The sequence below is a fragment of the Bacteroides caccae genome (assembly GCF_002222615.2).
Classification (GTDB): domain Bacteria; phylum Bacteroidota; class Bacteroidia; order Bacteroidales; family Bacteroidaceae; genus Bacteroides; species Bacteroides caccae.
On the sequence record NZ_CP022412.2, the window covers coordinates 4,347,700 to 4,361,531 of the forward strand.

Genomic DNA, 13,832 nt, shown 5'->3' on the forward strand with positions numbered 1-13,832 from the left:
TAACATTATGAATTACAAATCTATATCATTAATAAGCGGCACATTACTCCTTTCCACTCTCTCCGCCAACGGACAGAAAAAGGATTCCAAACCCAACATTATATTTATCCTCTGTGACGACATGGGATATGGCGACTTAGGATGCTACGGCCAGCCATTCATACGCACTCCCCATATAGACGCTATGGCAAGCGAAGGAATGCGCTTCACACAAGCGTATGCAGGCAGCCCGGTCAGCGCACCTTCCAGAGCTTCATTTATGACAGGACAACATACAGGTCACTGTGAAGTACGCGGAAACAAAGAGTATTGGGGAAATTCACCCATTATCATGTACGGAAACAACAAAGAATATTCGGTAGTGGGACAACATCCTTATGATCCGGATCACGTTATCCTACCGGAAATTATGAAAGACAACGGATATACCACCGGTATGTTCGGTAAATGGGCCGGAGGTTACGAAGGATCTTGCTCTACTCCGGACAAACGCGGCATAGATGAATATTATGGTTACATTTGCCAATTCCAAGCTCACCTCTACTACCCTAATTTCTTAAACCGATATAGTAAAGCTCTGGGCGATACAGGAGTAGTACGTATAGTAATGGACGAAAACATCAAATACCCGATGTACGGTCCTGAATATCAGAAACGCTCGCAATATTCTGCCGACATGATTCACGAGAAAGCAATGGAATGGCTGGACCAACAGGATACCAAACAGCCTTTCTTCGGCATATTTACCTACACTTTGCCTCACGCAGAACTGGTGCAACCGGAAGATTCGATCTTAAACGAGTATAAAGCAAAATTCGATCCGGATAAGGTTTACAAAGGAAGCGAAGGTTCAAGATACAATGCTATCACCCATACACACGCTCAATTTGCCGCCATGATTACCCGCCTGGACTATTATGTAGGGGAAGTTTTGAAGAAATTGAAAGAAAAAGGATTGGATGAAAACACATTAGTTATCTTCTCCAGCGACAACGGGCCTCACGAAGAAGGAGGAGCCGACCCTACTTTCTTCGGTAGAGACGGAAAATTGCGCGGACTGAAACGCCAATGCCACGAGGGAGGAATTCGCATTCCATTCATTGCCCGTTGGCCGGGACACGTACCGGCAGGCAAAGTCAATGACCACATCTGCGCTTTCTATGATTTAATGCCTACTTTCTGTGATGTGGCCGGCATCAAAAATTATGAAAAGAAATACCGTAATAAAGAAAAAGAAGTTGACTATTTCGACGGAATTTCTTTCGCACCGACCTTGCTTGGCAAGAAAAAACAGAAACAACATGACTTCCTGTATTGGGAATTTAACGAAACCAACCAGATAGCAGTGCGCATGGATGATTGGAAATTAATCGTTAAAAAAGGAAAGCCGTTCCTATATAACCTAAAGACAGATATTCACGAAGACAACGATGTAGCACTCCAACATCCGGATATCGTAGAAAAGTTGAAAAAAGTTATATTTGAACAACGCATACCTAACCCATATTTTTCTGTGACACTGCCTAAGCAGTAACCGGATCAACAAAACAAGAAAACAGTGAACACTTAATGAATCTACTCCATACAGTGTTCACTGTTTTCTTGTTTATACAGATTTAGACTTATATAAATAGTAAAAACAACCGCCAATTAGTCAAGTGGTTTCAATCCCATTTTCGCAGCTCTTTCCAACATAAAGGCATGAGCGGCCTCATATTCATTCGGGATAACTCCATCCAATATAGCATCTTTAATCGCACTTTTCAAAGCCCCGACTTCACGGCAAGGCTGCAAACCGAAGGTTTCCATGATTTCCTCCCCACTTACCGGAGGCTGAAAATTACGAATCCGGTCTTTCTCCTCCAAGTCTTTCAATTTCTGACGAACCAACTGGAAATTATTCAAGAAACGTTGCTTACGCTCCATATTCTTTGAAGTAATATCCGCTTCACACAAAGTCATCAAATCATCAATATCATCTCCCGCCTCAAAAAGCAGACGACGAACAGCCGAATCTGTCACCACGTCATCCGCAATCACGATTGGTCTCATGTGCAGACTAACCATTTTCTGTACATACTTCATCTTCTCATTCATCGGCAACTTCATCTTACGGAAAATATTCGGAACCATTTTTTCACCGATGAAATTATGGTTATGGAACGTCCAGCCAGCTTTTGGTTCCCAACGTTTAGTGGCAGGTTTGGCAATATCATGCAACAAGGCAGCCCAACGCAGCCAAAGATTATCCGTTTTCTTGCTGATATTATCAAGTACTTCCAACGTATGATAAAAGTTATCCTTATGCGAACGGCCATTCCGTGTTTCTACCCCCTGCAAAGCAGCCAGTTCGGGAAAGATTAACGACAACAACCCACTACGCTCCAAGTCAATAAAGCCCTTTGAAGGAACAGGCGAAAGAATTATCTTATTCAATTCATCTGCAATACGCTCACGGGATATGATGTTGATCCGTTCCCTATTACGGCAAAGCGATTCAAAAGTGTCATCATCAATGTAAAAATTCAGTTGCGTAGCGAAACGGATACAGCGCATCATACGTAACGGATCATCACTAAACGTAATATCTGGATCAAGAGGAGTACGAATCGTCTTCTCCTTCATATCTTCCATACCGCCAAACGGATCTACCAGTTCCCCAAAACGTGCTTTATTCAGGCAAACGGCAAGAGCATTAATCGTAAAATCACGACGGTTCTGATCATCTTCCAGTGTTCCGTCTTCCACGATAGGTTTTCGTGAATCCCGATGATATGACTCTTTGCGGGCTCCTACAAATTCTACTTCCGTGCCTTTATATTTTACTTGTGCCGTTCCGAAATTCTTGAAAACAGAGACATGAGCACCACGTCCCAGACGTTTTCCAAGTGCTTCTGCCATAGCAATTCCACTGCCTACAACTACTACATCTATATCTTTAGAGGGACGTTGCAGAAAAATATCACGAACGTAACCACCTACCACATAGCACTCTAAGCCCAGTGCATCGGCAGTTTCGGCTATTTGTCCGAAGATTGGTTCGCTGAAATGCTGCTTCAATTCCTCTTGAGTCAACTCTATCATTCCTTTTAGTTATAAGTTTTGAGGGGGCAAAATTACAAAAATAAGGGATATATTTGTATTTTTGTCGCTAATAAAGTAAACGAAGGATGATGAACAATAAAATATATACAGTATGATAAAAAAACTGATTTACCTCTTTTGCGGCACATTAGTGCTGACAGCTTGCGGAAATAGCATTGAAAAAAAAGCGAACGAGAAACTGGTGATTGCTAAAGCCGCTTATGAACGTGGCGACTACGAAGAAGCAAAATCTCAAATCGACAGTATCAAAATTTTGTATCCGAAAGCATTCGAAGCGCGTAAAGCCGGTCAGGAACTAATGCTGGATGTTGAGACGAAAGCACAACAAAAAACACTTGCGTATCTGGACAGTGCCCTGCAAGTAAAACAACAGGAATTTGATGCAATCAAAGATAAATTCACGCTGGAGAAAGATGCGGAGTACCAGCAAATAGGAAATTATCTGTGGCCTACCCAAACCGTTGAAAAGAATCTGCACCGTTCATATCTACGCTTTCAGGTAAATGAACAAGGTATCATGAGTATGACTTCTATTTATTGTGGCAGCAATAACATTCATCATGTCGGTGTCAAAGTAATTGCTCCTGACGGTAGTTTTGCAGAAACTCCTACATCCAAGGACAGTTATGAGACAGTTGATATGAACGAAAAGATAGAAAAAGCGGACTATAAACTCGGAGAAGACGGAAGCGTAATCGAATTTCTGAATCTCAATAAAGACAAGAATATCCGGATTGAATATCTCGGCGACCGTATTTACAAAACGACCATGAGCCCCACTGACCGTCAGGCAGCAGCAAATATCTACCAATTATCACAGATCCTTTCGGCAATGCAGCAAATCAAGAAAGAACAGGAAGCTGCGAATCTGAAAATCGAGTTCATCAATAAAAAGAAAGAACGGAAAGCACAGGAAACTGCAACAGAGCAATAGTCAACAGCCTATCATAAACTGTAATTCTAAAATAAGGAGGAGCCGGAGGATAATAAAAATCTCCGGCTCCTCCTTATTTCATTTTTAAGAACACATACTTAAAAATACCAGGCAAATCACTTCATTATATGTTTGCCGTAATTCCACCCTTTGAGATCATACAATACGGCATCCTTACGAATCCGTTCCTTAAAACTTACATAATCCCTTTTCTCCTGTGGAGTCCATCCGGCTTCCGCAACAGCCGCAAGACGAGGTAACATCAGATATTCAAGTACAGAAGAATCAACCACCCATTCAGTCCAAAAGTTAGCCTGCACACCGCTATAATAAGGTTGCAAGTCTGCCTCCACTCCCTTCATCGGCTGATAATTATAAACGGCTTCCACCGTCTCGGTACCATGTCCCTGCGACATAGGTTCCGTAGGGAGATCAGATTGCCTCCTGTTTATATAATAAGGAATTTGTGGGCTTAAAATTGTACTCATACCTTGTTTTGCTGCATTTTGAGCCGCAGCATCAGCCCCTATCCATGCCATAATGGTGATGTCATTACCTAGGAGCGCAGTATTTCCGTGGAGTACTTCATTCCAAAACACCAGTCGTCGTTGTTGGTTGGCAGGTTTCGTGGCCATATAATCTTTTAGTTGTTTATAGAAATAAATCTGTAAATCTCTAAAATTAGTAGAGCCCATTTCTTTTAGTAAGGACTGACACTCTTCGTTTTTCTGCCATTTATTAGTAGGACATTCATCACCGCCCAAGTGAATATAACGGAATGGAAACAGGTCGATAAGTTCATCAATTACATCCCTGGCAAATTGCATGGCTTGAGGATTAGCTACATTGATAACATCCGTCGAAATGCCTTGCCGTAGCCACACCTCATGCATATTTTCAGGATCACAAGCCAGAAACTCCGGATAAGCGGCAACAGCAGCCTGGGAATGTCCGGGGATATCTATTTCAGGAATAATCTCCACAAATTTAGTTTTGGCGTAAGCTACAATTTCTTTGATGTCATTCTGGGTATAAAATCCTCCATAACGCTGCCCGTCCGTTTTCACATCGCCATACGCCAAAACTTTGCTATTCCGCCAAGCACCTACTTCCGTCAACTTGGGATACTTCTTTATTTCTATTCTCCAGCCCTGATCTTCAGTCAAATGCCAATGAAAACGATTCATTTTATAAGTAGACATGATATCAATCACCCGTTTTACCTCATCTTTTCCGAAAAAGTGCCTGCCCTCGTCCAGCATAAAGCCCCTCCATTCGAAACGGGGAACATCTTCTATTTCTACGGTCGGAATACTCCACTCCTGCCGGCCGCCTACTGCCACCCCTGCCATTACATGACGGGAGATTAACTGCTTCAATGTTTGAAGTGCATAATAAAACCCGGCAGGGCGCGCAGCTTCAATACGAATCTGTTTTGGCGAAACATCCAACTTATAAGCCTCCGGTGCAAGCGTTTGATTCACACTTAAAACGATTCCAGCCTTAGCCTCACTACGCACAGACGTAACTTTTATGCCCGTAGCCTTTTGGAAATCATCTTTAAATGAATCGAAAACAAGAGTAACGCTATCACCCCGATAAGAAGCGATACAGACTTTGAGCTGCTTACCGAATTTAAAACTTTCATTTTTCACGATCAAATGAGCCGGTTGCGGAATGATAGCTATTTCTTGTGCCATCAAGATTCCAAATCCGCTTACTATCACCCATAATAAAGATAAAAGATACTTGTTTTTCATATTAGAATTATTTTATTTCACCCTTCTGTTCAACTGATTATTAGCCTTTTCCTGTTTCGACTTCCCGACTCTTTTTCCCGAAGTTTTTTTCTTTCCGACTCCGGGTTTTGCCTTTCCGGCAAAGGGATTATTACTTTTTTTGATTACCATACTCTTCTCGGTATTTATACTAATTTACTCCCCTTCGTAATACTCTCCCAAGTACCAACGGGCCACAAAATCCCAATTCTCGTGAAGCAGAGCCTTTCCATTCTCAAACGGGAACTGGGCCTCCGGCAATAAGTCATGTTCCATAGCATATTTCAACAAATCGAATGGACACAAGCCTTCTTCACAAAACAGTTCGTACGCTTCCTCCTCCGCTTCTTCAGCACTATAAAGCGGATTATGCTTATCTGCAAAATAAGAAGCAACATCCGGCCCTATCAACAGACCTTTCGGATTGGCATATAACACAAAGTTATCAAACTCCTTCAAATCAGGTAAAAGAGAATCCTCTTCGTCCTCCCATTTCAGTGCTTGCACAAAAAAGACTTTCAATGCCTCATAAGAATCAAAGAACATTAATGCCTCTCCCTTGCTTGCCTCCAAAAAGCGTTCGACATTCGTAGGTAACTTTTCACCGGGTACGGCAGCAGGCAACGGCTTCCGTTTTCTCTGCATCAATTCCGTTTCCATTATCCAGTCCACAGCCAGATTCTCACTGATAAGAGCCTCTTCAAAAACAGCATCCAAACGGTTATAGATTACATCCGCAAACTTCAACAAATCTTCATCCAACGGATTTTCCACTCCATCGAAAGAGTCACCTACCGGAGAATTGACAGCCCACAAAAGAAAAGCGACATCCTCACGATTTATCTCGTCAGGCAGATATTCGTCCGTCAACGAATAAAAAGGAAGGTAACGTCCGTAACTTTTCTGATGCCAACGGATAAATTGTCTCCAGTTTCCCCCGTCAGCCACACAGTCTTCCAAATACAAAGCTAGTATTAAAGCAACCTGCTGTTGATCTTCCTCCGCAGTCTCCCAGTATAAACTAGATTCTGCCACCAAAGGCAGTAATTCATTGACAAAATCAAGATACCACTGGTCCGTAGCTACCACCTTTACACGACGATGAGCCTCCAGCCATGTTTTCATATAAATTTTCCGTTGCTTCATAATCTCTTCAAAGCCAGTTTAATCACCTTTTCTACCGGGGCTTCCGGTTCTTCCTTTAAAACAGCCAGAACAACCTTCTGCGAAGGTGCGGCAGCAAAACCCAACATTGTCAACGCAGCCACCGCTTCTTCCTGCACTTCGGCATTGGCAGACTGCAACAACATTCCGGCGGATGTTGTTCCGCCTACGGCAGCCATTCCTACCGTCTTTATCTTATCTTTCAGTTCGACAATGAGACGCTGTGCAGTTTTCAGCCCGATACCTTTCACCGTCTTCAGGAGATTCGCGTTTTCAGCACTGATTACACTGACCAACTCTGATGGAGAAAGAGCAGAAAGAATCATTCGTGCCGTATTTCCTCCAATCCCCGACACAGAAATCAATAATAGAAAAATCTCCCGTTCCTGTTTGTCGGCAAATCCGTAAAGCACGTAAGCGTCTTCACGGATAGCTTCATAAATAAATAATTTACAAGTTTTCTTCCCCTGAATAGCCGAATAGGTATTCAGAGATATATTGGCGGCATACCCCACCCCATTACAGTCTATCACTGCGGTTGCCGGACTGAGTTCGGCAAGCTCGCCTCTAACATATTCTATCATAATGGGAACAAAGATAAAACAATTTCACCACAGAGGACATAGAGGACACAGAGTTTTTTCAATGAGATGATAGCATACTAATTAAAGAATTACGTTATTTTTGTTCATCTAGTTTGACGTTCGCAACAAATATATTCATTACTAGTGAAAAAATTAAAAATAATTAAGCTAACGAACCAAAGCTACTAGTAAAATGTTTATTTTTGCAAGCAAAAGAAAGAAATTTGTTCACTAAAACCAATAAAAGGATGAAAAAAGTAAGAGCTGCCATCGTTGGTTATGGCAACATTGGTCATTATGTACTTGAGGCGCTTCAAGCCGCACCAGATTTCGAAATAGCCGGAGTAGTTCGTCGTGCAGGAGCCGAGAATAAACCGGAAGAGTTGGCAAATTATGCAGTTGTAAAGGATATAAAAGAGTTGGAAGACGTAGAAGTTGCCATCCTTTGTACTCCGACCCGCAGCGTTGAGAAATATGCAAAAGAATATCTGGCTATGGGAATCAACACCGTAGACAGCTTCGACATCCACACCGGTATCGTTGACTTACGACGCACACTGGATGCTACGGCCAAAGAACACAAAGCCGTATCTATCATCTCCGCAGGCTGGGACCCGGGAAGCGACTCTATCGTACGTACTATGCTCGAAGCCATTGCTCCGAAAGGGATCACTTATACCAACTTCGGTCCGGGAATGAGTATGGGACATACAGTAGCCGTGAAAGCCATTGACGGAGTGAAAGCCGCCCTGTCTATGACTATCCCTACGGGTACGGGAATCCACCGTCGCATGGTATATATCGAGCTGAAAGACGGATACAAATTTGAAGAAGTATCCGCAGCTATCAAAGCAGATCCTTATTTCGTGAATGACGAAACACACGTGAAACAGGTTCCGAGCGTGGACGCCCTTCTCGACATGGGACACGGAGTAAACCTCACCCGCAAAGGCGTATCGGGCAAAACCCAGAATCAGCTATTTGAATTTAATATGCGCATCAACAACCCTGCACTGACTGCACAAGTACTGGTATGCGTAGCACGTGCTTCCATGAAGCAGCAACCGGGTTGCTACACAATGGTGGAAATTCCGGTGATCGACCTCCTTCCGGGTGACCGCGAAGAATGGATCGGACATCTGGTATAAAACATGATCCGCATAACAGATAAAAAAAATAGAGAAAGACTGTTAATCTTTCTCTATTTTTTTTATCTTTGTCCGAATACTAAAAACACGCACAAGATTATGAAAAAGCTATTCATTCTATTTACACTCCTGTTACAGCTTTTGTCACCCATTTACCCGCAACAAGCCGCAACAGTAATCACTCCCAGTCTGAAATACGGTAAACCCTCCAAAGAAGAACTCTTGTTCACCACTTATACTCCGGATACTACTGCCACAGCCCTCTATCTGTTCCACCAGGGGCAGAGCAACTTTACCTACCACGATGGTTTTCAACTGATAACAGAACACTGGATACGCATAAAAATCCTGAAGCCACAGGGAACGGCATACGCCGATGTTTCTGTCCCGTTTTATGCCCCTACGGATAAAGAGGAAGGAGAAGAAAGGGCCAGCGAAGTAGAAGGTTGCTCTTATAACATGGAAAACGGGAAATGTGTAAAAACACCTATGAAACGCGAATCCATATCTTTCGAACGGATTGACAACCGATACAAAATTCTTAAATTCTCCCTACCCGCTGTCAAGGAGGGGACTATTATCGAATATCACTACAAGCTCTACTCCGACTACTTCATCCACATAGATAACTGGATGATGCAAGAAGAACTGCCCATGCTATACAACCAATACAAAATCACAATTCCCAATGTATTCATCTACAACATCGAACTTCGGGGAAAAGACTACATACAAATGAAACAAAAAGAATCTGCCCTTCACGCAACGGCACGTGAAGGTGGAACGGCAGGAATCAACAAAGATTTCACTATCCTGGCACAAGAAACGACATTCATTTCTCAGAACCTCCCAGCTATCCGTCAGGACGAACCCTATTGCTGGTGTCCGGAAGATTATAAAGTACAAATAAGTTTTGACCTACAAGGTACCAACTTCCCCGGCAAAGAATACGAACCATATAGCCAGAAATGGGAAGATGTAGATAAACAACTGATTAAGCCGGAGAATACACAATTCGGCGTGTTCCTCTCTTTCATCAACCCGTTCCGCCCGGAGACCAAAGAGATTTTCACCAGCAAAATGAATTTTGAGGAAAGAATCATCCACTCATTCCGTCTGCTAAAAAAGAAACTGGCTTGGAACGGAAGATATAATCTTTATAGCAAAGACCTCGAAAAAGTAATTCAAAAAGGAAGCGGCAGCAATGCTGATCTGAATTTTATCCTAATCAGCATCCTTAAAGACTTCGGGCTGAAAGCCTACCCTGTTGTTTTAAGCCGCCGTTCAGCAGGAATGTTGCCTCATAATTTCCCGTCTCTGCAAAAGCTTAATACCTTCGTTATCGCCGTTTACGATACGGACAAAGAAAAATACGTCTTTTTGGACAGTTCTATGGATATTCCTTCTCTTAACATTCTGCCGCCCGACTTGTCTGTTAACCAAGCACGCATACTTTCGCCAACAGAAAAGGAGGAGAACAAATGGGTAGACTTAATGATGCTCACAGAAAACACAAGCTTTATGAACATTAAAGCTAAATTAGAAGGTAACCTAATTAAAGGACACCGCAGTACAGTCTTGCACGGACAGGAAGCGGTGGAATACCAGAAAAAGAGACAACAAGAACAAGACAGTATCGTTCCAGACCCGACAACCGAAATTACCCCGAAAGACAGGCTAACCGTCACCAACCTAAAAGTGGAACATACGGAAAACGATCCGGGTACGATAAAAGAGGAACTCGACTTCACCATACAAACCGAACAGGTAGGTGATCACCTCTACATCAATCCGATGCTTTTCCCACAACTGGAGACCAATCCATTTATTCAGACCGACCGAGTGCTTCCTGTCGAATTTCCATATCCGTATAAATTCACATTATTATGCAAATTGGCCCTTCCCGAAGGCTATGAAGTGGAAGAACTACCCCAATCGCAATTTATCCGAGCAGAGGGGGATCATCTGCAATGCAGATATATGATTCAAAAACAAGGGAATACGATCCTGGTCAGCTACAGATTCCACCTCAAAGAATATATATTCCTTCCTGAACATTATAAACAACTGCAAGATATGTGGACAAAAATCATTGAGAAGAATCACACGTTGATAGTACTCAAAAAAATATAAGAAAAATCATTCAATATTCTGATAATGAAAAAATCAGCAATGAAAATCATCGGATTATTATTCGGTCTCTACCTCGGTTCTATCATGTCTGTACAGGCACAAGACCTTTCAAAAGACGCCACTTCTATTATAACGGATTCGCGGACGGAAGTCCTCTGCAAATCAATGACGCAATCTATCGAAAAAGAAAGCCGCACGATTCTCATTCTTAACCGTAAAGGACTGAATGCTGCACACTTCGTCTGTGAATGCGATATGTTCCGTTCCTTACAGAAGTTCTCGGGAGAAATACTTAACGCATCCGGTCAAAGCGTCCGAAAGATAAAAAAATCGGAACTGCAAAAGAGCGAATATAGTTCCTCGTTAAGCACAGATGACTATGCCTATTATTACGAATGTAACTTCCCCTCTTTCCCCTTCACCGTAAAATATGAATGGGAAATAAAATGTAATAACGGGCTTATCGGCTACCAGTCCTTCCTTCCGCAAACAGACTTTCAGCAAGGAGTGGAACAAGCGACATACCGGATCGAATTGCCTGCCGGACAAGAATGCAGGTACCGCGAGCTAAACACTGGAGGAAAAAATATCCAAGTGACAAAGTCGACCGGTACGGACGGGCAGCAAGTGATTGAAGTTACCGCTTCGAAACTGCTGCCGATACAGAAAGAGCCGTTCGGTCCCGATTTCGCAAAATTGTTTCCACGGATTTATTTCGCTCCTTCCGCTTTCAAATATGACAAATCGGAAGGGGACATGAGTACTTGGCAAAAATACGGAGAATGGCAATACAAACTACTCGACGGACGCGACGAACTCACCGAACCTTTCCGCAACAAGTTGCACGGACTGACTGCTCACTGCTCTACCGACCGCGAAAAAGTAAAGGCAATTTATGACTATCTGGCAAAAACTACCCGCTACGTCAGTATACAGCTAGGTATCGGAGGATTGCAGCCTATCGCAGCATCCGATGTCTGCCGCACCGGATTTGGCGATTGTAAAGGACTTTCCAATTACACCCGTGCCATGCTGAAAGAAATAGGCATACCTTCTACTTATACGGTGATAAGCACTACCAACGAACGCCTGTTGCCTGATTTCTCCAACGCCAACCAGATGAATCACGTCATTCTGCAAGTACCTCTCCCCAAGGACACTCTGTGGCTGGAATGTACCGATCCATCGCTTCCCTTCGGCTATATCCACCAAGGCATTGCCGGACATGACGCATTGCTTATCGAACCCGCCGGTGGCAGCATACATCGTCTGCCCACGTATCCCGATTCATTGAACACACAGCACATCATAGCTACTATCACCCTATCGCCTACGGCAGAAACACAAATAGAAGTGAACGAAATATCCCGATTATTCCAGTACGAAAATGAGGCAGGAATCGTTTATTTGGAACCTAACAAACAGAAAGACCACATCCGTTCGACCCTCAACCTCTCGCAAGCCGACATCCTTCGCCTGCAAATCAAAGAATGTAAGGAAGCGAATCCATCTATCACTTTCAGTTATACGGCAAGCAGCCAGCAATACGGTTACAAAACAGGAAACCGGCTGTTCATCCCGACTAACATATTTAAAAAAGGATTCAGTGTACCTCGTGCCATCAGCCGGAAATATCCTATCCATATTAACTACGGGTATTCGGACACTGATAGTATCTGCATCAAACTACCTGACGGATATATCGTGGAAGGACTTCCCAAACCAATCGATCTAAAAAGTAAATTCGGGAACTTTCATTCCAGTATCTATACAAAAGACAATAAGATATATATTGTTCATCAACTGTTTATGCGTAAAGGGGTATACAAGCCCGGCGAATATACCGCTTTCCTCGATTTCCGTAAACAAGTGGCGGAACAGTACAATGGAAAAATCATATTAAAAAAAGAATAAGATGACTACTTACAGAAAATAAAGTATCTTTGTAACTTCAACAAAGTACGTAAGAAACATTGAAAAACAAAAGATACAGCAACGGAGAAGAATGGGCAAACACGCTCAGTCACGGAGCAGGCATACTGCTTGGAGTTATCGCAGGTTACTTCCTGCTAGTGAAAGCAACCGAAAATGCCGAACCGCAATGGGCAGTGGCTTGTATTTCTGTTTATTTGACAGGAATGCTTTCATCCTATATCAGTTCTACGTGGTATCACGGTACGCGTCCGGGCAAAACGAAAGAGCTACTCCGCAAATTCGACCACGGAGCCATTTATCTTCACATAGCGGGCACATACACACCCTTCACATTACTCGTTTTGCGTCAGGCAGGCGGTTGGGGCTGGGGTATTTTCGCCTTCGTCTGGCTGTCGGCTATCGCCGGTTTCATTTTGAGTTTCAAAAAGCTGAAAGAACACAGTAATCTGGAAACGTGCTGTTATGTGGCCATGGGAGCCAGTATTTTGGTCGCTATGAAGCCTTTAATGGATCATCTGGCATTGCTGAATGCCACCCCGGCTTTCTGGTGGCTGATAGGAGGAGGCGTATCTTATATTACAGGTGCCGTATTCTATTCATTGCGCAAGCCTTATATGCACGCCACCTTTCATCTGTTCTGCTTGGGAGGAAGTATCGGGCACATCATAGCTATCTGGCTGATATTATAGAGGGAGACATAACGATTGTAGACATACAGACAAAAAAAAGGCTATCTATCCCAGACAGCCAATCTTTTTTGTTAACCTTAAATCTAATACTATGAAAAACACATTGCAAAGATACGGACTTTCTGCATATCTCCAAATTTTCAAGGCAAAGTAGGGCATCTTATAACATGGTTTAATAGAATACAGGTAACCGTTAACAATTAACGGAATTAAATTTAAAAATTAACTAAAAAGGCAGAAGACAGTTATTCGATTATCAAAAAGCAAGATTGAACCAAACATCCTCATCCGGTTGTTATACATATTTAAAATCATCGAGAATGTAAGATCATGAACCGGGAAAAATCATCTGATAAAGAATC

The 13,832-nt window shown here is 42.8% G+C and carries 11 protein-coding genes; 6 read left to right on the forward strand and 5 right to left on the reverse strand.

What is annotated here, in order from left to right:
* Positions 1 to 7: 7 nt before the first annotated feature.
* The gene (locus CGC64_RS17745; RefSeq protein ID WP_005679543.1) at positions 8 to 1,534 is read left to right on the forward strand and encodes an arylsulfatase; all 1,527 of its coding nucleotides are present in this window, start codon (positions 8 to 10) and stop codon (positions 1,532 to 1,534) included.
* Between the two features lie 116 nt (positions 1,535 to 1,650).
* Here the strand turns inward: CGC64_RS17745 and CGC64_RS17750 are convergent, their stop codons facing one another.
* Entirely contained in the window at positions 1,651 to 3,084 is a 1,434-nt protein-coding gene (locus CGC64_RS17750; protein ID WP_005679544.1) for a CCA tRNA nucleotidyltransferase, read from the reverse strand.
* Positions 3,085 to 3,199: 115 nt separating this feature from the next.
* Here CGC64_RS17750 and CGC64_RS17755 point away from each other — a divergent pair, with 115 nt between their 5' ends.
* On the forward strand, positions 3,200 to 4,039 hold the full coding sequence (locus tag CGC64_RS17755) for an outer membrane protein assembly factor BamD (RefSeq protein WP_032838609.1): 840 nt from the start codon (positions 3,200 to 3,202) through the stop codon (positions 4,037 to 4,039).
* A 116-nt stretch (positions 4,040 to 4,155) separates the two neighbouring features.
* Here CGC64_RS17755 and CGC64_RS17760 read toward each other — a convergent pair whose 3' ends face one another.
* The 4 genes from CGC64_RS17760 to ruvA are packed head-to-tail and all read right to left on the reverse strand — an operon-like array spanning position 4,156 to position 7,565.
* Positions 4,156 to 5,799: a beta-N-acetylhexosaminidase gene (locus CGC64_RS17760; RefSeq protein ID WP_005679546.1), complete on the reverse strand. Its 1,644-nt coding sequence runs from the start codon at positions 5,797 to 5,799 to the stop codon at positions 4,156 to 4,158.
* 12 nt (positions 5,800 to 5,811) lie between these two features.
* Complete coding sequence (locus tag CGC64_RS19010; protein WP_005682793.1) at positions 5,812 to 5,949, reverse strand: hypothetical protein; 138 nt, start codon at positions 5,947 to 5,949, stop codon at positions 5,812 to 5,814.
* A gap of 24 nt (positions 5,950 to 5,973) precedes the next feature.
* Positions 5,974 to 6,963, reverse strand: a complete 990-nt coding sequence (locus CGC64_RS17770) for a DUF3843 family protein (protein WP_005679548.1) — start codon at positions 6,961 to 6,963, stop codon at positions 5,974 to 5,976.
* Positions 6,960 to 7,565, reverse strand: coding sequence for a Holliday junction branch migration protein RuvA (ruvA, locus tag CGC64_RS17775; protein ID WP_005679549.1), 606 nt, complete (start codon positions 7,563 to 7,565; stop codon positions 6,960 to 6,962). The genes CGC64_RS17770 and ruvA overlap by 4 nt, the downstream gene beginning before the upstream one ends.
* Positions 7,566 to 7,813: 248 nt before the next feature.
* Here ruvA and CGC64_RS17780 point away from each other — a divergent pair, with 248 nt between their 5' ends.
* The 4 genes from CGC64_RS17780 (at position 7,814) to trhA (ending at position 13,470) form a co-directional block, all read left to right on the forward strand.
* Complete coding sequence (locus CGC64_RS17780) at positions 7,814 to 8,713, forward strand: diaminopimelate dehydrogenase (protein ID WP_005679550.1); 900 nt, start codon at positions 7,814 to 7,816, stop codon at positions 8,711 to 8,713.
* Between the two features lie 99 nt (positions 8,714 to 8,812).
* The gene (locus tag CGC64_RS17785) at positions 8,813 to 10,846 is read left to right on the forward strand and encodes a DUF3857 domain-containing protein (protein WP_032855584.1); all 2,034 of its coding nucleotides are present in this window, start codon (positions 8,813 to 8,815) and stop codon (positions 10,844 to 10,846) included.
* 39 nt (positions 10,847 to 10,885) lie between these two features.
* Complete coding sequence (locus tag CGC64_RS17790; protein WP_032855588.1) at positions 10,886 to 12,760, forward strand: DUF3857 domain-containing protein; 1,875 nt, start codon at positions 10,886 to 10,888, stop codon at positions 12,758 to 12,760.
* Between the two features lie 59 nt (positions 12,761 to 12,819).
* Positions 12,820 to 13,470 carry a PAQR family membrane homeostasis protein TrhA gene (trhA, locus tag CGC64_RS17795; protein ID WP_005682790.1) on the forward strand — a complete coding sequence of 217 codons (651 nt, stop codon included), beginning with the start codon at positions 12,820 to 12,822 and terminating at the stop codon, positions 13,468 to 13,470.
* Positions 13,471 to 13,832: the final 362 nt, after the last annotated feature.

Bases quoted from the DNA above. Each gene is read 5' to 3' on its own strand.
- CGC64_RS17745 (WP_005679543.1), top strand. From the start codon at position 8: ATGAATTACAAATCTATATCATTAATAAGCGGCACATTACTCCTTTCC.
- CGC64_RS17750 (WP_005679544.1), bottom strand. From the start codon at position 3,084: ATGATAGAGTTGACTCAAGAGGAATTGAAGCAGCATTTCAGCGAACCA.
- CGC64_RS17760 (WP_005679546.1), bottom strand. From the start codon at position 5,799: ATGAAAAACAAGTATCTTTTATCTTTATTATGGGTGATAGTAAGCGGA.
- CGC64_RS19010 (WP_005682793.1), bottom strand. From the start codon at position 5,949: ATGGTAATCAAAAAAAGTAATAATCCCTTTGCCGGAAAGGCAAAACCC.
- CGC64_RS17770 (WP_005679548.1), bottom strand. From the start codon at position 6,963: ATGAAGCAACGGAAAATTTATATGAAAACATGGCTGGAGGCTCATCGT.
- ruvA (WP_005679549.1), bottom strand. From the start codon at position 7,565: ATGATAGAATATGTTAGAGGCGAGCTTGCCGAACTCAGTCCGGCAACC.
- CGC64_RS17780 (WP_005679550.1), top strand. From the start codon at position 7,814: ATGAAAAAAGTAAGAGCTGCCATCGTTGGTTATGGCAACATTGGTCAT.
- CGC64_RS17785 (WP_032855584.1), top strand. From the start codon at position 8,813: ATGAAAAAGCTATTCATTCTATTTACACTCCTGTTACAGCTTTTGTCA.
- CGC64_RS17790 (WP_032855588.1), top strand. From the start codon at position 10,886: ATGAAAATCATCGGATTATTATTCGGTCTCTACCTCGGTTCTATCATG.